The sequence below is a fragment of the Cecembia rubra genome (assembly GCF_003014575.1).
GTDB lineage: Bacteria > Bacteroidota > Bacteroidia > Cytophagales > Cyclobacteriaceae > Cecembia_A > Cecembia_A rubra.
In genome coordinates this window covers 19,614-40,879 of the sequence record NZ_PYGF01000006.1, presented here as the reverse complement: position 1 = coordinate 40,879, position 21,266 = coordinate 19,614, and the positions used below count along the sequence as shown (strand labels likewise).

Genomic DNA, 21,266 nt, shown 5'->3' with positions numbered 1-21,266 from the left:
TTTTTATTTTCCTTTTTTGATAAATGCAATTAAATCTGCCATTTCCTGCTTACTGATGTTATTTTCAAGCCCGGAAGGCATGGCAGAATAATTCAGTACTTTTAATGATTTGATGTCCTGCCGTGAAATTCTTTTTTCCTGGCCTCCAGCCTGACGAAACAAGAGGGCACTTGGAGTTTCAGAAGCTACTATGCCCTGGAATTTCTCACCATTATTCAGTTCTGCCATCCAGAGATCAAACCCATCAGCAATGGATAAGCCAGGTAAAATGATATCACTCAAAATATTTTCCGGCCTTCTGTTTCTTAATGTAGCCAAATCAGGCCCGAAAGACAAACCCAAATCCTGCCCCATTTTATGGCAGACAGCACAGTTGGTTTCATACACCTTTTTGCCTTTTACCGCAGAGCCATCCAATGCAAGGACTTGCTGATATTCCTTTAAAGATTCTTCCCCACTTTCTTCAGTTTTGTTGATAAGGCTCCTGGCACGGCTCCTGATAGCTTCTTCAGAGTGGTTCATCAGTCGGACACTCCTCTCCCATCCCAATGAATTTGGCTGGATTTCTCCTTTTTCAATGGCGTCCAGAAGCAAGGTAATTCTTGTGTCATTAAGCATCATTGCCCTTAAACATTCCTCCCTGATTTCAGGGGTCAAAGTGGGCCATTTAGATACAATAAACTGGGAAATACCAATTCCTGGAATCTTACTTAGGGTTCTTATAGCTGCTACCTGAATCTCATTGGGCTCTGAAGGTTTGATCAGATCTTTGAGTATTATTTCAAAGGAAGCGGGATTCTGAAGTGAAAGGATATTGATGGCATTTACCCTTTCCTCCTTTGAATAATTATTTGATGATGCAATTGCTTTGGCTCCCATCATCAATTCCTTGGATCTTGGGCTATCAGATAATCCAATAACCTGCAAAAACTGAAAAGCAGCCTGTTTTACTTCTATGGATGGATGGTCAATATTGGCTGTTGCCAACAGTTTTTCGAAAGAATGAAAAGTTCCCTTTTGGAGTTTCTTACTTTCCAAGCCCATGGCTAATCCCTGCAAAAGGGGCGCCTGCCAGGAATTCCGATTAGAGGAATTTGCACCCGTACCTTTAATTATTAACCCTTCTATCGTTTCATAATCCTGACTGGCACCTACCATCGAACTTAAGCGCTGAAGTAAAGTTGCATAATTTGGATTTTGGCCATCATAATTGGCCAACACTTCGTTGATGAGTTTTTGATTATCCTGAAATGGAGCAGAAAGGGCGGCAACCTGCATCCAAGGGTCATCCAAATTGCCAAAAAGCAATTCATTTCTAGTCCTAATGGCAATGGGGCTATTGACATTACCCAGGGAACACAATAATTGAAACCTTACCTTAGGATGACCGTCTTGCTGAAGCTTTACCAAGTCATTGATCAATCCTTGAAATTCATCCAGATGAAGTTCGGCGATTTTAATGGCATTTTCCCTAACGCCAGGTTCAGGGTCAGAAAGAGCATTGGAAATCAAATCCTGAGAAATCTTACCTAAGCCCTCCAATGTCCAAAGGGCATGGACTCTTCCTAAAGGAGAATGAGTTTCCTTGGCCAGTTGGAGCAATTCTTCAGGTATATTTTCAGGATTTCTATCCAGCAACAACCTTTGGGCATTTCGTCTCCACCAAATATTTGGATCGTTTAATTTCTGGGCCAGTTGCCCATTTGATAAATTACCCAAATCAATATTATCAGACCAATCCAATGATTTTGAACCTTTAGGAGTAATCCGATAAATTCTACCTTGATCAGTGCCATTATAAAGGGCTCCGGATTTGACCACATCTTCTGCCATCCATTCAGGATGTTCAATAATTTGTCTGTAATAATCAACCACATACAATGCGCCATCAGGCCCGATATACATATTCACAGGTCTGAACCATGCATCAGTTGAAGCAAGGAATTCCCTTTCCTCATGCTGTCTGCTAGCTATAAAGGTTGATTTGTATTCCGCAATGAAATCAATATGGATAAGGTTACTGACAGGTTCTGCCACAAAAACCGCATTATTGTAAACTGCAGGAAATGCAGACCCCAAATACGCTGTAATCCCGCATGCAGATGTCATAACTCCTACATCGGTCAGTAATTGATGTTCTGGATTGATAGTAATCGGAAAAACTTTGGCTGCATTACCATGGTCTGAAACTGACTCCGTGCTAGAGGGAACTACCAGATAAGGGTTACGGTCCAGATACCTGGCAGCCATCACATCATGGATGATATGGTTATTGTTGTTCACCACAAACCGGCGTCCCCAAGGGTCGAAAGTGTGACCGAATTGGGTTCTGCTGGCCAATACTTCCAGATTAAAAACATCTGGCCTGAACCTGACACTTCTTCCCCCGGCATTTTGGGGTAAGCGGGGACCATTTGGTTGCTTTGGAAAAAATATTTCAGATCCCCTATCTCCAAACTCCTCTACATATTGTGAAGTAGATACAGCCGGTTCATGTCCAAGATAAATCCAATTATCCAATCCAAGTCTTGGACTATTGACATTATGCTGGGGATTGGATAATGCAAATCCCGTCAATAAGGTTTCCCTGATATCTGCTTTCCCATCTCCATCGCTATCCTCTAAGTAAAGTACATCCGGTGGATCTGTGACCAAAATCCCTTTTTTCCATCGCATTATTCCTGTAGGTAACCTTAAGTTATCTGCAAAGACAACAGATTTGTCCATAACCCCATCCCCATTGGTGTCAGACAATAATTTAACTCTCCCGCTACCGCTTAGATCAAGAGGATATCCGTGCATTTCCACAACATAGAGGCGCCCAAATTCATCAATTTCCATATCAACTGGATCAGATATTAAGGGTTCACCTGCTATGAGTTCAATTTGGAACCCCTCCTCTAACTCGAAAGATTTTAAGGCATTTTCCAAATTCTTCCTATCATGATGGAGCTGATTTTGCTTACATCCTTGAAAGAATAATACTAAGAATGCAAAGACTATGAAAAACTGCCAAATTGGGTTTTTAATAATTGACATTGTTTTATTGGATGATTAAGTAGGGGCAATCGAATGGGTGAGATCATGTAAATATTACTAAATTTGAACTATTGACAAAATTAAATCGATTAAAAAAATTCTAAAACAAATTATTTATTCTATTCTAAATCCATACTGGAAAATTTCATTTTAACAGGATTTTTCAAACTCAAATAAAAGGCTTGTGATTTGCACTATATCTATTGAATCATGCCTTTGGTAAAAAAAAGGCCATTCCGATTTGGAACAGCCTCTTAAATAGATTTACCATATTCTTGTTATAGTTTCAAACCGAACGTGAGGTAGAAAGTCCTACCATCTGCCGGCATGATGCCCGGCCCAGGATAGCCTCCTGCCCTTCTTGTGAAATACATTTCATTGGTCAGGTTATTGATACCTCCTCTTAAGATATACCTTTTCTTAAAGGTTGCTGAACCGGAGAGGTCCTGAACTTGATATGCGGGAATCAGTCCAACTGTAGCAGCTGCATTTGGTGATACAGTATTTGATGCATCAGCAAAAGCCTCTCCTATATCACTCAACTGCCATGTAACCGAAAAGTTCTTCAATTGGTATGTAATACCATAGCGGTTGATTTTTCTAGGTGCATTTTCAACTCTGTTACCATTGAGATTTCCTTCCCTGATCTGACCATCCACTACAGTAGTAGTCATAAAATCCCCATACCGTGCATCAACTATTGCCAATGAGGCAAACAAGTGGATATATCCAAATCTGGAGCTTTTCAGAAATGCGGTAATCGGATCAAATTCAACATATCCTTCAAATCCCTGGCTCACAGAATTCCCTAAATTGGTCCTAAACTGATAGATTGTTCCATTGGGATTAAGCTGAGCAATTGTACCAATTCTATCTGCATAGTTGAGGTAGAAATAACTCGCATCAAATTTCAGATAACTACCTAAACTTCCTCTATACCCAAAATCAAAATTATATCCTCTTGAATCCTGGAGATTTTCATCTATGATATCAGTAGTTGCGGGAGGGGTTAGGTCAGAGATCAAAACAGGTCTGTAAGCCTGTGAGAAATTGGTATAAAATTCCGTGGTTTTTGTCAGCTTATATTCAGAACCTAAGCCAAAGAGGAGAAAATTCCTGGTTCTGGATTGAGGGCTGAGCAGTACTTCTTGTCCATTGACAATATTGAACCTGCCTTCCATATTGGAATAGATGCTTTCTACACGGACACCGGCTGTAGCCAAAAGTTTATCTGAAATTCTGAAAATATTTTCAGCAAAAGCAGCATAATTGATATTCCTGAAATCAAGGTCCCTATTGTAAACCCCTCCTTCGATCAAATCAAAATTCATTCGGTTTCCTGAATCTCCCTGACCATTCTGCTTACGGTCAATCAATCCATTAAAATATCGTAAACCTGATGCCAAAGTCTGCTTTTTACCAAAGAGCTGATAATCGGTAATCATTCTCAGTTCTGAGCCATAGGTATTATAAAAATCCCTGTCCAATTGACGATTGCCCAAATCATCTTCTTGATTGATCGGTCTCATGAATCCTACAGAACTCCTTTCAGCAAAAGTTCCAAAAGTCTTCAAGCTAAATTTGGTGTTTTCCGAAACGATGTATTCAGCGGTAAGTGCCGGGACAAACCAAGGTGTACTGAACCAGTTCCTTCCTCTGGTACTTTGTCTTGGATCTTGGGCAAACTGCTCATCGGTAAGTCCACCAGGCTGTTGACTTTCTGTAGTCATGTAAGTCATCTCCAGACCCAATTTGAGCTTGTTGCTGGCAGCATAGTTTACTTCAACATGGGCATGGTCTGTATTGAAATAACCGTTTTCTCTCCATCCATTACCTATTCTTTTTTGATAGTATGCAGTATAATTCCACTTACCTTCAGTACCGCCCAGGTAATTGAATGTACTGAAAAGGCCATTGTTTCCTACTGTATTCAGTGTCTCGAAAGTGAACCTTTTGGACTTGTCCGGCTTTCTCATCACGAAATTCATCAATCCACCAAACTGAGGGCCATATTGCAACGAAGAAGCTCCTCTTACGATCTCAATCTGCTCTACCACTTCCATAGGAGGGGTGAAATAGGCTTCAGGATATCCCATGGGGTCCGGAGTTACGTCATAGCCGTTCATACGGACATTGAATTCCCAGGAACGATTCGGGCTCAATCCTCTGGAAGCAACACCCAATTGAATACCTGAACCATCATTTTCCCAGATTGAAATACCTGGTGTACGTCCAAAAATCTGCCTGCTATTATTCATAGCGAGGTTTGCATTGATTTCTCCGACCCGGATCACCTCGTTTTTTCTGGCGGCATTGACTCTGAAGTTATCTACCTCTGGCATTTTTTCTTGCCCCATTATACCTCTGCTTACCGAAAACTCAAAAGCATCTAACAATAACAAATCCTCCTCGAGGACTAAATTCACTTCCTTGGCCTCCCTATCTCCTATTGTAAAAGACCTTGATGCATCTTTGAATCCAACCATACTTACCCTCAATACATATTCTCCTTTTGGAAAATCCTTAAGGATAAAGTTTCCGAATGCATCCGTCTGAACTCCCCTTACTGTTCCCTGTAAATAAACAGAAGCTCCAACCACAGGCTGTTGCTTTTCATCAACAATATTACCTGATAAAGTATTCTTTTGTGCCTGAGCCTGAAAACATATCAATAATAAAAGGAGCCAAGTTGTAAAGATGAACCTCATATCAAATTTGTATATTTATTTAGATTGATTTAAAATTACAGTGCAAACTTAAGTGATGAACATATAGGATGCAATATTTATTTAGATTTTTTCTAAATAAAAATTAATCAAAAACCATTATGTCAAACTATTTTCATGGAAGGCATCTGATTATCACGAGCAAACACGAAAAACAGCGTGTTATTGCCCCTGTTCTGGAACGTTTATTAGGCGTGAAATGCGTGCTAAATTTAGATTTTGACACTGACAGTTTGGGAACTTTCAGTGGTGAAATTGAAAGGAAAGACGATGCCTTAACAACGCTCAGAAAAAAGTGTGAGGAAGGTTTTAAGGACAACAACTATGACTTAGCCCTAGCCACAGAAGGATCCTTTGGACCACATCCATATTTCCCCTTTATTGCCGGACATGAAGAAATCATCCTGCTCATAGACAGAAGTCAAGGCCTGGAAATCTTGGCAAGGGACCTGACTACTGACACTAATTTTGATAGTATAAGCCTAACTTCGGAGGAAGAATTACTTTCCTTTGCAGAAAAAAGTGGATTTCCTGATCATGCCCTAATCCTCCGCCCCAATAAAAATTCTATAAAACCTATTTATAAAGGAATCAATTCTTTGAATTTGCTAATTACAAAATACCGGGAATTAAGGGAGACATATGGAGAAGTGTACGTAGAAACAGACATGCGCGCAATGCACAACCCAATGAGATTGGCTTTTATTGAAAAATTGAGTGAAAAATTGGCATTAAAAGCACTCTCTACCTGTCCCAAATGCCAAACACCGGGATTCAGTGTAACAGAAAGCATACAAGGGCTTCCCTGTGAATATTGTGGCCAACCTACGCGATCGGTATTAAGCCATCTGATGAACTGTACCCATTGCGGTTTTCAAAAAGAAATACCCTTTCCAAACGGAAAACAAACAGAGGATCCCATGTATTGCGATTTTTGTAACCCCTAATTGCCAGAAATTTTTACCCTTTGCTTTACACCTTACAAGCCCTGCCAATCCCTTGGTAAATCACTTGTTCATTTCCGGCATTGTTCCTAAAGACCGTTACTCCCTTAGCCTTATGCCGCCAAGCTTCCAAATATATCCTGCCAATATCTTCAGGGGATGCAGAAGATGGCAGGTTGACGGTTTTGGAGACAGCATTGTCAGTGAATTGTTGAAAGGCAATCTGATGCTGAAGGTGCCATTTGGGATCGATTTCCAAAGCAGTTTTAAAGACTGATCTCAGTTCGTAAGGCAATGCTGCTATATGTCCACATTGCCCGGTTGCCCTGACTTCTTCCAGTATTTCCTGCTGTGGAAAAGCTCCCTCGGCTATCGCTTTGGCAAAAAGAGGATGCACTTCTGTATCCAATGGTTCCCCTGAAAGGACCCTCCTTCTCTGAAAAGCCAATGCAAACAAGGGTTCGATGGAAGAAGATGTATTTGCCAAAATCGAAATAGTACCAGTAGGTGCTATGCTATTGACCGTGGCGTTTCTCATTGGCTTGGCTGGATGGTAGATACTTTTGTCCCAATTTGGAAAACTTCCCCTTTCCAAAGCCAGCTGATGAGAGGCTTCTTTGCTTTCATTTTGGATAAAAGACATGATTTCTTTCCCCAGGTCCACTGCCTCCTGCGAATCATAAGGTATATGCAGCTGTAAGAGCATTTCGGCCCAGCCCATGACGCCCAATCCGATTTTCCGGTTGGACAGCGTTGCCCTTTCAATTTTTTTATTGGGATAATGATTGACCTCGATGACATTATCCAAAAAACGTATCCCTTCCTTTACTGTCTTTCCTAAAGTCTTAAAGTCCACCTTGCCCTGATAAACAAATCTGGCCAAATTGACAGATCCCAAATTACAGGATTCATACTCCATCAAAGGCACTTCCCCACAGGGATTGGTGGCCCAGATTTTACCCATTTTTGCCAAAGGATTAGAGGCTTGAATATTGTCCAAAAAGACCAGTCCCGGGTTTCCATTCTCCCATGCTCCCTGTACAATGTTTTCCCAAATATCCCTGGCCGGGATAATTTTTATCACTCTGGCAGAATTGGGATGTATCAAGCCCCAGTTCTTATTTGCTATCACTGCTTCCATGAATTGATCGGTAATACCCACAGAAAGGTTAAAATTCTGCAAGGCTTTACCATTAACCTTCAAACGGATAAATTCCAAAATGTCAGGATGATCCACATTCAGGACACCCATGTTGGCCCCTCTGCGCTTACCACCTTGCTTCACCTGCCCAGTTGCAAAGTCGTATAATTTGATAAAAGAAACCGGTCCGGATGCATATCCTCCCTGTGAACCCAAACTGTCCCCAACCGGTCTTAGCTCGGAAAAATTGAAACCGGTACCTCCCCCCTTTTGATGGACCAAAGCAGCCAGTTTTAAGGTGTCAAAAATACCTGAAAGACTGTCATTGACAGGAAGCACAAAGCAAGCGCTCAATTGGGCACTTTCTAAACCAGCATTCATCAGAGTGGGGGAATTGGGAAGAAAAAACAAGTCTGACATGATCCTAAAAAAAGTTTCCTCCCACTTTTTCTCTTCAGATGAGTCTCCCCATTTCAATTCTGCTTTGGCAATATGCCTGGCGACACGTCGGAACATGTCCTCCGGAGTTTCCAAATCTTCCCCGACCCCCTTTTTCCAGAGGTATCGTTCTTTAAGGACACGAAAGGCATTATCGCTGAGTTTTTCCATGCCTTAATTTAACATTCTATACCCACAAATACGCATATTGCCTAAAAACATAGACTTTTTAGAAAAGGACAGTTTTGTTTTTTTGGAATATGGCCACCGTAATCACGCTACTAATTGAATTTACCTTTAAATTAGAATCAATATCCAAGAATAAATTGTCCGCCGAGGTGGATCCAATATGAACCTATACAAGTCTGTTCAATAACCGATTTTTAATGATTACCAGTATCATTGCGGAAATACATAATTTGGAAGTATATTCCGACAAAAATTAAAACATCTATGCTTCAACTCATCCAGCATGCCTTCCAATTTGGGAAAAATATTGCTGTTGTAGATAGATCAATCCCCTACAGCTTTCAAGATCTGCTAGATAAAAGTCATCAATTCGCCTCTTACCTGATTCAGGAATATGGTGATTTAACTGAAGCCAGAGTGGCATTTATTGTCCAACCGGGCTTCGACTACCTTGTTGTTCAATGGGGTATATGGAGGGCAGGTGGAATTGCTGTTCCACTTTGTGTAACTTATCCCTTTCCATCCCTGCAATATGTCATTGAAGATACCCAAGCCAAAATCTTAGTTGTTTCTCCGGAATTTGATGGAATTCTTGCTCCCTATAGGGGAAATCCAGGGCTTAGATTTATAAGTACAGAAGATTTTCATCAGCAGGAACCAAAAGACTTACCCAGCATCAAAAAAGATCGCGGGGCAATGATTTTATACACAAGTGGCACCACCAGTCTGCCCAAAGGTGTCTTAAGTACCCATGCCAATATTGAGGCTCAGATCAGCACATTGGTGGACGCATGGCAATGGAAATCAAGCGACTATACCCTTTCCATACTCCCTCTTCACCACGTGCACGGCATCATTAATGTGAATTCCTGCGCGCTTTGGGCAGGGGCCACTATAGAATTCCTGCCCCATTTTGATGCAAAAAGGGTATTTGAAATTTTCTTGCGGGGAAATGTAAATGTGTTTATGGCAGTACCGACCATTTATTTCAAACTTATTGCCTATTATGATTCTCTTCCAAAATCGGAGCAGTTTGAATTAACAGAGAAAATGAAAACCTTCCGGCTTATGGTATCCGGCTCTGCAGCCCTTCCGGTTTCGGTCATGGAGCGTTGGCATCAGATTTCCGGCCACTATCTTTTGGAAAGGTACGGCATGACGGAAATTGGTATGGCTATCAGCAATCCATACAGCGGAGAAAGAAGAGCAGGGCATATCGGTCAACCATTGAAAGGGGTCGGTGTAAGACTATGTGATGAACAGGATAATAAAATCCCCTTTGAGCAGCCAGGAGAAATACAAATCAAGGGACCAAACGTATTTAAAGAATATTGGGGTAAACCGGAAGCCACAGCAAAGGCTTTTACCAAGGATGGCTGGTTCAAAACCGGTGATATTGCCCAGGTGGAAAACGGTTATTTTAAAATCCTGGGCCGGGATTCCATTGACATCATCAAATCAGGAGGGTACAAAATCTCCGCACTGGAGATTGAGGAAGTTCTCAGAACCCATCCATCGATCAAAGATTGCGGTGTAGTAGGTATCCCGGATGAAGAATGGGGAGAAAAAGTGGTAGCGGCCTTGGTCACCAATTCACCCATAGATACCGAAGTGTTGAACCAATGGATAAGAGAAAAAATGCCGGCTTATAAAACTCCCAGGAAATACCTGATTGTGGAAGATTTGCCGAGGAATGCCATGGGTAAGGTGACCAAAAACGAATTGAAAAAATTATTCTAAAAATGAATATTTATGGAATAGCCGTTTTGGCAATCTCCTATCTTTTGGGACAATGGATGGGTGAGTTTTTGGGAAGCCTGATTGGGATTGAAGCGAATGTAGGCGGCGTGGGCTTTGCAATGATGATTTTTATGCTACTAAAAGAATGGCTGGTCAAAAACAGCCTGATGTCTCTGGAAATGGAGAAGGGTATTGATTTTTGGAATAAGTTATATATCCCCGTAGTAATTGCCATGGCTGCAAGCCTCAATGTCAAATCTGCCATTTCTTCTGGAACCCTGGCAATTGCAGCAGGAACCCTGCCTGTATTAGTATCATTTATTGTTTTCCCTAGTATATTGAAGACTTTCAAACCCAAGGAAGATGACCATAGCGCATGAAATAATTGAAAAAAACGGTCTCATCTTCGCTTTTTTGGTAATAGGCCTGATCGTTTTGGTGGCTGAAATCATTTCCAGGAAAATTTTCCATTCCCGAATTCCAGGGTCTGCGATAGCTATCTTAACTGGTTTGATTTTAGGTTATATGGGGGGATTTTTAACAGGAGGAGAAAAAGGACTTGCAGACATTACTCTTTTCAAAGGCATAGGTTTCTTTGGAGGAGCTATGTTTCGCGATTTTACCATAGTTGCGACCGCAATGGGAGCCAGTTTTTATCTGATCAAAAGATCTGGGGTTTTAGGTCTGGTCTCTCTTTTAGCAGGGATTGTTCTGTTCTTTTTTATAGGCGTATTGATTGCCCTCGCCTGGGGCTTCAGGGATGCAGCAAGTATTTGTACCATTGGTGCTGGCGCATGTTCATATATTGTAGGCCCGGTGACAGGCGCAGCCATAGGGGCTTCTTCTGAAGTTATCGCACTAAGCATCGGAACCGGGCTGGTAAAAACTATAGCAGTTACGATTTTCACTCCCATTGCAGCCAAGAAAATTGGATTAAACGGACCTGAGGCCGCCATGGCTTATGGGGGATTAATGGGAACTTCCAGTGGTGTGGCCGCAGGATTGGCTGCCACTGACCCCAAATTGGTTCCTTATGGGGCAGTGACAGCTACTTTTTACACAGGATTAGGATGCCTGTTGTGTCCCTCAGCGTTTTATATCCTGCTATCCCTGTTCTTTTGAAGGAATTCTTAGGACTATTTTAGCCAGACTGACTTAATCCAACTTCCAATATAGAAACGCAGTTTGCAAGCTAATTATCAACACTGTTTATAAAAATTCCAGGCCAGAAAGCATTTTTCAAATCCTGAATAGCTTCTAGTAATGATTCATTTGAAGGAGATTTGAATTTTCATTATAGATTTAATTTGACTTCAAAATGGTAGATTTTGTTTTAAAGTAATTACACCCATTGAACAGGACAAAACAAAATAACAGCACCTGGCTGATTATTCTATTAAAGTATTTGTTCCCTGGCAAATAGAATTAAGGTAAAATTTAAGCTAAACTCATTAATAAAATTTACTCAACCCAGCACTTAATGACATTGCCTTAATTAAATCAAAGCCTGGATTTTAGCCAAATTAAATTGATTTTCAAATTATTCCCGATCCGAAACCTATACAATGATGTCTAATATATCCATTGAGAAATCATTTGGGTAAAGCAAAATTTCCAGAGGTAGCATCACAATAACCCCACTGATCAAAAAACTCCAAGAAAACAATTGTATTTTCCCTAAATTACTTAATTGAAGGATTGAAAATCTTCAAAAGCTCAAGCCAAACCTGAACCTATAAAGCCTTGCCTCGCACAGTGAAATCCAGTTTCTACAAAATTCCCATTCCCGGTAGTATTAAAATATTGCTGGCCTTCTTTTTCTTTATGACTATAAGTTCTGCTTTTCCCCAACAATCGGGGAAAGGATGGATCAGGGGAACAGTTTTAGACAAAGAATCACAACTGGCTTTACCATTCGCAACTGTAACTGTTTATAATGAAGCTAAAGAAATGCTGGAAGGTAGCATTACTGATGCAGATGGTAAATTTGAAATTTCCCTAACTCATGGTTCTTATTTCTTCATAGTAGAATTCATGGGCTATGAAGCTTATCAATCCGGTATTTTTACTTTATCAAGGAACAATTCACCTCTTGACTTTGGAAAGGTAGTTCTGAGCAGTGGCTTAAGTCAATTGGATGAAGTGGTTATTCAGGGAGAAAAACCTTTGATGGAATTGTCACTGGACAAAAGGATCTTCAATGTAGGTGAAGACCTTGCCAATGCTGGCCGTACCACAGCAGACATTCTAATGAATCTACCTTCAGTCACTGTGGATTCACAGGGAAATGTCCGTCTAAGGGGATCTGATAATGTAAGGATTCTGGTAGATGGAAAACCCTCTGGACTCGTCAGTTTCAAAGGCAGTCAGGGACTACAGCAATTACCGGCAAGTATGGTTGAAAGGGTGGAAATCATAACCAACCCATCGGCCCGATATGAGGCAGAAGGTATGGCCGGAGTCATCAATATCATTCTCAAAAAAGAAAAAAATCAGGGATTTAACGGATCTTTTGAGGCGATTGCAGGTAACCCTACCAATCTTGGGATGTCAGCCAATCTGAATTATAGACATAAAAAGATCAACTGGTTTATCAACTATGGTATCGCAAGGAGAAAAATCCTCAGAGAAGGCACCCTTTACCAGGAAGCTTTTGGCGGGGACAGTTTATTTATCTCTAAACAGAGTACAAATGGGAAATTATTTACGCTGGATAATAATGTAAGAGCAGGTCTGGACTACTATTTCAATGAAAAAAGTGTATTGACCGGTTCTTATCTCCTCCGTAGAAGTGATGCCAACAGGATTACGGATATCAGGTACAATGATTTTCTCTTTAATCCAGAAAACCTCCAGAGCTATTCATTGAGGAGACAGGATGAACTAGAGAAAGAACCAAATTCTGAAATACTTCTTACTTACAAAAAGTCATTTGAACAAAAAGGCCATGAACTGACCACAGTACTTACTTACCTGGATTATTGGGAAAATTCCGACCAGGTTTTTACAGAAAACACATTTAATTCCGAAGGAATATCACTACCCTCACGTTCCCTTCTTCAGACTTCTGTCAATGATGAATTTGAAAAACAATATTTGATCCAATTGGATTACACCAAACCCATAGGTTCGGAAGGAAAACTTGAAACCGGATTGCGCAGCAGTTTCCGTAATATGGAAAATGATTTTGTTGTCAAGGAGCGGGATGAACAGGGTAATTTCAATCCCATTCCAGGCTTAGACAACATTTTTTTATATCAAGAAAACATCCATGCGGTTTATAGCATACTCGGAAATAAGAGCAAAAAATTGAGTTACCAAGGTGGACTCCGAGCAGAATGGACGGATGTAAAAACTACCCTTGTAAAAACCAATGAGGTCAATCCCAGAGATTATGTCAATCTTTTTCCAAGCGCCCATCTTACTTATAATTTCAATAAGGAAAATGGAATGCAGCTCAGCTATAGCCGCAGGGTAAGGAGGCCATTCTATAATGATCTCAGTCCATTCATGACCTTCTCAGATGCCAGAAATTTCTTCAGTGGAAATCCTGACCTGGACCCGGAGTTTACAGATGCCATTGAATTGGGCCACATCAAATATTTTGAAAAAGGAACTTTGTTCTCCACAGTGTTTTATAGAAATACCATTGATAAAATCGAAAGGATACGAACTGTTGATAATGAAGGAAACGCTACCATTCGGCCGGAGAACCTGTTTGGGGAACAATCCTTTGGTTTAGAATTTGCTAAAGATTATCAGATTTTCCCTTGGTGGAAAATCGATTTCAACATGAACTTCTTTTACGCGGCTGTGGATGGCAGTAACATCCAAAACAGTTTTACAGCCACCACTTATTCTTGGAATGCCCGTCAAAATTCCAGGTTCAACTTTGGTAATGGAATCACTGCACAGTTAAGGAATAATTACCAGGGAAAGCAGCGTATTGCCCAAGGAACCAGAAAGGGAATCTTTTTTATGGATGTATCCGCCAGTAAAGAAGTCCTGAAAAGAAGAGGCACGCTGGTCTTAAATGTTGCCGATATTTTCAATTCCAGAAGAGATCGCTATATTTTGGAGGGGGAAGGGTTCCTTACCATTGGGGATTTTCTGAATGTCCGAAGGCAGATCAATTTGAGTTTAAATTACAGAATCAGGCAGTGAGTGTTTGGGGTATGGAAGAAAGGACAGAAACAGGAAACAAGACGAAAGCCTCAAGAGGTCACCTAAATTAAATCAGGTTCCATTCCGGATTGTCACAGATAAGCTCTTTGAGCTATTGGGAAGATTTTTCATTTCTTATACCCCTAGGCAGGAATGCATTAAACCCGGGATTGTATCCCGGGCTGAAAGACAGAAATCGTGTTCTATTAGGTCTGAAGGCCGCAATTTTTAGCATCGCTGATTTAAAGGTGCAAAAAAAACCGTAAGGCCAATTAAGGTGATGAGATGGGGATTTTTATGGTTAAATACCCCTACCCTTAATCATCCAGTAGCGTGAACACCATCTGCCTGAATCTCCAACCGGTCTGATCACCGGAAGTTTGGCTGGTCTGCTTCAAAAGGATACCAATGACTTTTTCCTGTGGATCGGCAAAGTATTGCGTATTGAAATAACCGCCCCAATCAAAAGTTCCTTCACTGCCAATACCCCCTTCAGCTACGCCTGCTTCTGTCACTACCCCAAACGCCAGTCCATAATGCTTGGCCCCGGACCAAAGGTCCCCTACCTGATTTTTCATGATGGTTTCTACGGTACTGCGACTGAGAATACGTACCCCATTCAGTTCTCCCCCATTCAGGTACATTTGTAAAAAAGTCGCATAATCTTTTGCTGTACTGGATAGACCAGCCCCTCCAGAAAAGAACCTTTTATTTCCCGTGATGGGATATTGAGGATCATAGAAAGTGACCGGAAAATTTTCCCATTGGCCATCCACTTTGCGTTGAACTTTGACCAATCTGTTTGCTTTCGCATCGGGAAGGTAGAACCAGGTATCATTCATCCCCAGGGGATCAAAAAGTCTTTTCCTGAGAAATTGGTCAAAAGGCATGCCTGAAATGATTTCCACAAAATATCCCAAGACATCCAATCCTTCAGAATAAGTGTACTTTTCACCCGGGGAATGGTGCAAAGGAAGTTTAGCGAGTTTTTTGATATTTTCCTCTATACTGATATTTTCAGTGGTATACAGGTCCACAATCCCTGCTTTTTGGTAAATCATGCGAATCCTTTCATCTCCATCGATTACCCCATATCCCAATCCTGAAGTATGGGTAAGCAAATGCCGGATGGTGATTTCTTTATCTGCAGGAACTGTGGTGTAAGAGGTATCCGCATACCTAAAATTCCGAATTACCTGAGGGTTTTTGAATTCCGGGATCCATTTTGAAATAGGATCATCCAATCTGAATCTACCTTCTTCCCAGAGCATCATCACTGCCGTGGATGTGATGGCCTTGGTTTGAGATGCTATCCTAAAGATCGCATCTTGGCTCATCTTTTTTCCTCCTTCAACATCTGCAAAACCCTTGGCTGCGTGATAGACGATTTTACCATTTCTGGCCACCAGGGCCACCAGACCGGGAATTTCCCCATTGTTGACTGACTCCTCTAACATAGCATCCAGTTTTTTGAGTCTTTCAGCAGAAATACCTACACTTTGTGGAGTTCCTTCTGAGAGCATTGGGGATTTTTTAATGGATCCGGTTTGGGTCCAGCCTGTTTGGATAGTCAGTCCTAATCCTAAGGCAAATAGCAACAATTTCTTCATAGGTTTGATTTTGGGTTAAAGGGATAAATTCAATTCATTCCATCAGGACTTCAACCAGACCACCTTCTGTTCAGGTTGATGGCTTTGGCCAATGATGTCTTTATATAATTCAGGTCGCCTTGCTTTGATATATCGACTTCCGCCCGCATCTGTCAATTTCCAAGGATAAATCATTGCTGTGACAAAGGAATCTTCAAAATTCCTGCATTCTGCCAAAATATCACCAAAAGGGTCTATGATCATGGAACAACCGTTTTTTAATTGGTCATCATCCATGCCAATAGGATTGGAGAAAATGGCATATATGGCATTGTCATAAGCCCTTGCCGGTAACCATTTCATTAGCCAATCCCTACCCTTCATGCCATCAAATTCCAACCTGAGAGAGGTAGGGTCCTCATGCCTGTTGTCCCAAAGCTTTGGATCCACAAAGCCTGCACCAGGTCTGGTGGAAGGGGTACACATGGTCACATGGGGCATGAAAATGATATCGGCACCAAGCAATTTGGTAGCTCTCACATTCTCTATGATATTATTGTCGTAGCAGATCAATATTCCGCATTTCCATCCAAATAGATCAAATACACAATATTCATTCCCAGGTAGGATGTTGGGGTTAATAAATGGATGAAGTTTTCGGTATTTGGCGATAAGACCTTCACCATTTACACAGACATAGCCTTTGTAAATCTGATCAGATTCATCCTTTTCAAAAAGCCCCGCCAGAATCACGATATTATGTTTTTTGGCAATGGAAATAAGTTCCTGCACACTCTGTCCTTCAGGAATCCTTTCGGATATTTCCAACAATTCCTCACGGGAAAGTTTCCTGGCAAAAGTATAGCCTGTAATAGAACATTCATGGAAAGTAATGATTTGTGAGCCTTCGGCTGCAGCCTTACCTGCTAGCCTATCTATTACAGAAAGGTTGTAAGCTTTATCACCGCTTCGGTTTTCAAATTGAGCTGTGGCTATCTTAATGGGGTTCATGACTTGATTCAGAATTCATCCAAGATATTCAAAATAAAGGAAGATAGAAAGACTGGATTGGTCTTGGTCAAAGAATAATTCTTTTGACTAAATTGTGGGAAACATAACCCAAATACTCAACCCTCCTATGACTAACTTTAAATTATGTTTATTATTCATTTTACTCCTGAACCATCCAGCTTTTTCGCAGGAAAATTCTGTACACATCAGAATCAATCAGCTGGGTTACCTGGAAGAGGACAGCAAAGTAGCTGTGGTTTTTGGCAACAAAGCCATTAAAGAACCCTTTCAGCTTATACTTCAGGAAACCGGAAAGGTTGTTGGGGAATTCCGCCCCAAAGCAATTACAACAGATCAATGGGCAGGATACCAGTACTGCGAAGTTGATTTCAGCAAAGTGACCCAAAGAGGGTATTACTTTATGAAGGGAAAAAGTTCTGGTACTACATCAAGTATATTTAGGATAGGAAACGACGCATTTGGAAACCATCAAGAAACCTTGTTGGAGTTTATGCGGCAGCAACGATGCGGCTATAACCCAACTTTGGATATGGTCTGTCACGAAAAGGACGGTCGAACATTTTTTGGCCCCATGCCAGATAGCAGCTACGTTGATGTTAGCGGAGGATGGCATGATGCAGGAGACCAACTCAAATACCTGATTACTTCCTCTTATGCTACAGCCCATATGTTGATGGCTTATGAAATGTATCCCGGCAGATTTGAGGACAAATTCAATGCATTTGGCCAACCTTGGCCAAATGGTATTCCGGATATTTTAGATGAAGCCAAATGGGGCTTGGACTGGATACACAAAATGCATCCTGCTCCTGATCAATTATTTCACCAAGTAGCGGATGATAGAGACCATAAAGGTTTCAAAATCCCCAATAAGGACAATTCAGATTATGGCTGGGGGGCAAATCAATACCGGCCGGCCTACTTCGCGACCGGCAAACCGCAGGGATTGATGAAATACCAAAGTGAAGCAACTGGCGTAGCCAACCTTGCAGGCAGAAGTGCTGCAGCCATGGCTTTGGCCGCGAGGATTTGGGAGAAGGACTTAAATGATCCTGTATTTGCCTTAAAATGCAGGAATGCGGCCCTTTCACTTTACAAACTCGGAAGAGAAAATGAAGGATTCCAGCAGGGGAACTCTTACAGTGCACCATACCGATATAATGAAGAGACCTGGGCGGATGACATGGAGTGGGCCGCCGCAGAAATATATAAGCTTACTGGAGAAAGCAACTACCTGGAGCAAGCCAAAAAATATGCTTTGATGAGCAATACTCAGGACAGCTGGACTGTCAGGGACTCTGCAGCCCATTACCAATTATATCCGTTTATCAACATGGGACATTATTCCCTTCATTCAATAGTAGATGAAAACTTTAAAAAGGTACTCGAAGGGTATTATTTGGATGGCATCAAATACACCCTTAAGCGGGCCGAAAAGAATCCCTTCCATATAGGTGTGCCATTCATTTGGTGCAGCAATAACCTTTTGACAAGTCTGATAACCCAAGTCATACTTTATGAAAAAATGAGCGGTGACCGTAGTTTTGAACCCTTCCTTTCTGCCCAAAGGGATTGGCTTTTTGGTCGAAATCCTTGGGGAACATCAATGTTTACCGGCATTCCGGAAAAAGGTGAGTTTCCTGTGGAAGTGCATACCAGTCTTTATGTTCTATTGGGTCTTGAAGTTCCGGGAGGACTGGTGGATGGACCTGTATATACCTCGATTTACAATAGTCTTTTGGGACTTACTCTTTTAAAACCCGACAAATTTGCTGCTTTCCAAAACGAGCACGTGGTCTATCATGATGATGTGGGAGATTACAGTACCAACGAACCAACCATGGATGGTACGGCCGGGGCGATTTTGATGATGACCCATTTCAGTAAGAAATAAAAATAGGCCGGTCCAAAATGGGCCGACCTATTTTACTATCAAACACAAAACAACTTATTACACTAATCAATTTTTACTTCAAAGTAATACTCTTGTCCATTTGGATATACACCAAGTATCACTACCTCTTCTCCCTTGCTATTATTAAGGATGTTGGACATATCTTCAGCGTTAGAAATTCTATATCTACCATCGGAACCAATCACAGAGGTAATGATGAATCCTACTTTTGCTCCCGACTTTTTCCAAGCCTCATTGTCAATGGAAATAATGGAAGCACCTCCCTGAAGTTTAAGTCTATTCTTTAAATCTGCTTTTACATCTTCAAAGACTACACCTCCAAAGCTAACTTGTTTAGGAACTTCTTTTCTGACGATTTTGGTGTCACCTGAAATATTTTTCAATGTCGCTTTCGCGGTCATTTGTTTTCCACTTCTCAGGTATTTAACTTCTACTTTATCACCCGGTCTCTTTCTGGCGACCATTTCCTGAAGTTTAGCCACATTGAAAGTTTCAACACCATCTACACCTATGATCACGTCTCCTTTTTTAAGGCCAGCTTCTGCACCGCCGCTACCTTCATTGACATCCATCACATAAACTCCTCTATTGACTCCTAATTTTTCTCCCAAATACTCTTCCAGTTCAGGGCTAACATCTCTAATCTGAACCCCTAACAATCCTCTTTGAACCGTTCCAAACTCCAAAAGGTCATCCATTACTTTTTTGACAATGGAGGTTGGTATGGCAAATGCATAACCATTGAAAGTCCCGGTCCTGGATGCAATCGCGGTATTGATTCCGATGAGTTCTCCAGCTAAATTAACAAGCGCACCACCGGAGTTACCTGGATTCACTACTGCGTCTGTCTGAAGGAAGGATTCTATTTGAAGGTTATTTTCCAAATCTCTCAAAATACCAATATTCCTTGCTTTGGCACTGATAATACCGGCCGTTACGGTGGAAGTTAAGTCAAAAGGATTACCTACAGCCAAAACCCATTGTCCGACTTTAACCTGATCTGAATCTCCAAACTTTACAAATGGCAAACCTTCCGCTTCAATTTTAAGTAAAGCGAGATCAGTGGTAGGGTCAGTACCGATCACTCTGGCTGAATACCTGGTATTGTCCTCCAATGAAATATCAATTCTTGAGGAATTTTCAATTACGTGATTATTGGTGACTATGTAGCCATCGGAAGATATGATAACACCTGAACCTGAGCTTCTACCTTCTCTTGGAGCTTGTCCTCTATCTGGCATTCTAAATCCAAAAAACTCTTCAAAAGGATCAGCGCCCCGCTGTCCTTGCGGCACATTCACAGTGCTTTTTACGTGGACTACTGCCGGAGTCACCAATCCAGCGGCAGCTACAAAATTAATCCCATCAGGTACTGTAAACTTCTCATTGTTCAACCAGTTTACAAAACTGGATTCCTGTTTTTCAGAGAAATTGGTAGCTGAATTCTGCCTAGAAAGGTAATTAGCTCCAGCAAGTGCTACCACTCCTCCAATCAATGAGGCCAAGATAATTCCCAGGAAAAATTGCTTTCTATTCATTTGATCTGTGCTTTAAGTTCTTTTGATTGTACACGTAAATTATGGTATAACAGTAACAATAATCAAGCTTGTTTTTTCAATCGGCATATACCTTTAACATTGTTTAACAGGAATTCATTCCTCAAAACATCTGTCTTCAAATAAATAACAAAAAAAAAGAAAGTGGGTTTCCCCACTTCTCATTATTTTACTTCGATTTTTAAATTATTGACTTTTTTCTCGGACTTTGGTAAAACTACTTTCAAAAGCCCATCTTCATATGCTGCCGATATATTATCAATATTGACTGTCTCAGGCACATAGAAAGATCTACTGAATGAACCAAAGTGAGTTTCTACAGAATGGAAATTTTTACCCTCCTTCTTTTCTTCCATTTTCCTTTCTCCGGAAATGGTCAGCCTGCCTTCTGTCAAATCAAGTTGGAAATCTGATTTTTTCATTCCCGGCACAGAAACATGGATTTCATATTGCTTTTCGTCCTCAGAAATATCCACAGCAGGGGTGAACTGTTTAGAATTCTGGACAAACGATTCATTGAAGAATTTGTCCAACAGGCTTCCAAAGGTACTTGGATAGGCCGGTTCAAATTGGTTATATCTTACGAGTTTCATATTATTTTATTTTTGATGTTTGCTCTGATAAGCCTTTAGAAAAAAATATACCAACTCAAATAAACTGCCGTTTTGACCGTTTTTCCTTGAAATAACCGAAAAATAGCGCCATTTTGTCCTTAAAAAGATTACCCTATTTTTAGATAAAAACCGGAAGGTTTGGAACGCTGACCTGGACTGGAAATAAAATTCTGATTACA

Annotated in this window: 13 protein-coding genes; 6 read left to right on the top strand and 7 right to left on the bottom strand. The window is 41.0% G+C overall.

The features are described from left to right. Positions 1 to 3: 3 nt before the first annotated feature. A complete protein-coding gene (locus CLV48_RS11680; protein ID WP_106567472.1) occupies positions 4 to 3,039 on the bottom strand; it encodes a PVC-type heme-binding CxxCH protein in 3,036 nt (1,011 codons plus the stop codon). Between the two features lie 278 nt (positions 3,040 to 3,317). Next, positions 3,318 to 5,747: a TonB-dependent receptor gene (locus CLV48_RS11675; RefSeq protein ID WP_106567471.1), complete on the bottom strand. Its 2,430-nt coding sequence runs from the start codon at positions 5,745 to 5,747 to the stop codon at positions 3,318 to 3,320. Between the two features lie 119 nt (positions 5,748 to 5,866). On the opposite strand from CLV48_RS11675, the gene CLV48_RS11670 reads away from it, so the two are divergent. Then, the gene (locus tag CLV48_RS11670) at positions 5,867 to 6,712 is read left to right on the top strand and encodes a DUF6671 family protein (RefSeq protein WP_106567470.1); all 846 of its coding nucleotides are present in this window, start codon (positions 5,867 to 5,869) and stop codon (positions 6,710 to 6,712) included. 25 nt (positions 6,713 to 6,737) lie between these two features. Here CLV48_RS11670 and CLV48_RS11665 read toward each other — a convergent pair whose 3' ends face one another. Further along, positions 6,738 to 8,459: an adenosylcobalamin-dependent ribonucleoside-diphosphate reductase gene (locus CLV48_RS11665; protein WP_106567469.1), complete on the bottom strand. Its 1,722-nt coding sequence runs from the start codon at positions 8,457 to 8,459 to the stop codon at positions 6,738 to 6,740. A 282-nt stretch (positions 8,460 to 8,741) separates the two neighbouring features. Between CLV48_RS11665 and CLV48_RS11660 the strand changes: the two genes are divergently transcribed. The 4 genes from CLV48_RS11660 (at position 8,742) to CLV48_RS11645 (ending at position 14,381) form a co-directional block, all read left to right on the top strand. Next, entirely contained in the window at positions 8,742 to 10,217 is a 1,476-nt protein-coding gene (locus tag CLV48_RS11660; RefSeq protein ID WP_106567468.1) for an acyl-CoA synthetase, read from the top strand. A gap of 2 nt (positions 10,218 to 10,219) precedes the next feature. Further along, the gene (gene madL, locus CLV48_RS11655) at positions 10,220 to 10,597 is read left to right on the top strand and encodes a malonate transporter subunit MadL (protein WP_106567467.1); all 378 of its coding nucleotides are present in this window, start codon (positions 10,220 to 10,222) and stop codon (positions 10,595 to 10,597) included. Then, positions 10,581 to 11,339, top strand: a complete 759-nt coding sequence (gene madM, locus CLV48_RS11650) for a malonate transporter subunit MadM (RefSeq protein ID WP_106567466.1) — start codon at positions 10,581 to 10,583, stop codon at positions 11,337 to 11,339. Before madL ends, madM begins: the two co-directional genes overlap by 17 nt. 702 nt (positions 11,340 to 12,041) lie before the next feature. Continuing rightward, positions 12,042 to 14,381, top strand: coding sequence for a TonB-dependent receptor (locus tag CLV48_RS11645; RefSeq protein ID WP_106567465.1), 2,340 nt, complete (start codon positions 12,042 to 12,044; stop codon positions 14,379 to 14,381). Between the two features lie 317 nt (positions 14,382 to 14,698). Here the strand turns inward: CLV48_RS11645 and CLV48_RS11635 are convergent, their stop codons facing one another. Continuing rightward, positions 14,699 to 15,991 (bottom strand): serine hydrolase domain-containing protein, encoded by a 1,293-nt coding sequence (locus tag CLV48_RS11635; protein WP_106567463.1) that lies wholly within the window; start codon positions 15,989 to 15,991, stop codon positions 14,699 to 14,701. A 42-nt stretch (positions 15,992 to 16,033) separates the two neighbouring features. Next, positions 16,034 to 16,981 (bottom strand): nitrilase family protein, encoded by a 948-nt coding sequence (locus tag CLV48_RS11630; RefSeq protein ID WP_106567462.1) that lies wholly within the window; start codon positions 16,979 to 16,981, stop codon positions 16,034 to 16,036. 127 nt (positions 16,982 to 17,108) lie between these two features. On the opposite strand from CLV48_RS11630, the gene CLV48_RS11625 reads away from it, so the two are divergent. Further along, a complete protein-coding gene (locus tag CLV48_RS11625; protein ID WP_106567461.1) occupies positions 17,109 to 18,896 on the top strand; it encodes a glycoside hydrolase family 9 protein in 1,788 nt (595 codons plus the stop codon). Between the two features lie 62 nt (positions 18,897 to 18,958). On the opposite strand, the gene CLV48_RS11620 is transcribed toward CLV48_RS11625, so the two are convergent. Beyond that, positions 18,959 to 20,455, bottom strand: coding sequence for a Do family serine endopeptidase (locus tag CLV48_RS11620; RefSeq protein ID WP_106567460.1), 1,497 nt, complete (start codon positions 20,453 to 20,455; stop codon positions 18,959 to 18,961). Between the two features lie 182 nt (positions 20,456 to 20,637). Continuing rightward, the gene (locus CLV48_RS11615; protein WP_106567459.1) at positions 20,638 to 21,066 is read right to left on the bottom strand and encodes an Hsp20/alpha crystallin family protein; all 429 of its coding nucleotides are present in this window, start codon (positions 21,064 to 21,066) and stop codon (positions 20,638 to 20,640) included. Positions 21,067 to 21,266: the final 200 nt, after the last annotated feature.

What these genes read in the sequence shown, in the direction of transcription:
- CLV48_RS11680 (WP_106567472.1), bottom strand. Translation starts at nt 3,039, where the DNA reads ATGTCAATTATTAAAAACCCAATTTGGCAGTTTTTCATAGTCTTTGCA.
- CLV48_RS11675 (WP_106567471.1), bottom strand. Translation starts at nt 5,747, where the DNA reads ATGAGGTTCATCTTTACAACTTGGCTCCTTTTATTATTGATATGTTTT.
- CLV48_RS11670 (WP_106567470.1), top strand. Translation starts at nt 5,867, where the DNA reads ATGTCAAACTATTTTCATGGAAGGCATCTGATTATCACGAGCAAACAC.
- CLV48_RS11665 (WP_106567469.1), bottom strand. Translation starts at nt 8,459, where the DNA reads ATGGAAAAACTCAGCGATAATGCCTTTCGTGTCCTTAAAGAACGATAC.
- CLV48_RS11660 (WP_106567468.1), top strand. Translation starts at nt 8,742, where the DNA reads ATGCTTCAACTCATCCAGCATGCCTTCCAATTTGGGAAAAATATTGCT.
- madL (WP_106567467.1), top strand. Translation starts at nt 10,220, where the DNA reads ATGAATATTTATGGAATAGCCGTTTTGGCAATCTCCTATCTTTTGGGA.
- madM (WP_106567466.1), top strand. Translation starts at nt 10,581, where the DNA reads ATGACCATAGCGCATGAAATAATTGAAAAAAACGGTCTCATCTTCGCT.
- CLV48_RS11645 (WP_106567465.1), top strand. Translation starts at nt 12,042, where the DNA reads ATGACTATAAGTTCTGCTTTTCCCCAACAATCGGGGAAAGGATGGATC.
- CLV48_RS11635 (WP_106567463.1), bottom strand. Translation starts at nt 15,991, where the DNA reads ATGAAGAAATTGTTGCTATTTGCCTTAGGATTAGGACTGACTATCCAA.
- CLV48_RS11630 (WP_106567462.1), bottom strand. Translation starts at nt 16,981, where the DNA reads ATGAACCCCATTAAGATAGCCACAGCTCAATTTGAAAACCGAAGCGGT.
- CLV48_RS11625 (WP_106567461.1), top strand. Translation starts at nt 17,109, where the DNA reads ATGACTAACTTTAAATTATGTTTATTATTCATTTTACTCCTGAACCAT.
- CLV48_RS11620 (WP_106567460.1), bottom strand. Translation starts at nt 20,455, where the DNA reads ATGAATAGAAAGCAATTTTTCCTGGGAATTATCTTGGCCTCATTGATT.
- CLV48_RS11615 (WP_106567459.1), bottom strand. Translation starts at nt 21,066, where the DNA reads ATGAAACTCGTAAGATATAACCAATTTGAACCGGCCTATCCAAGTACC.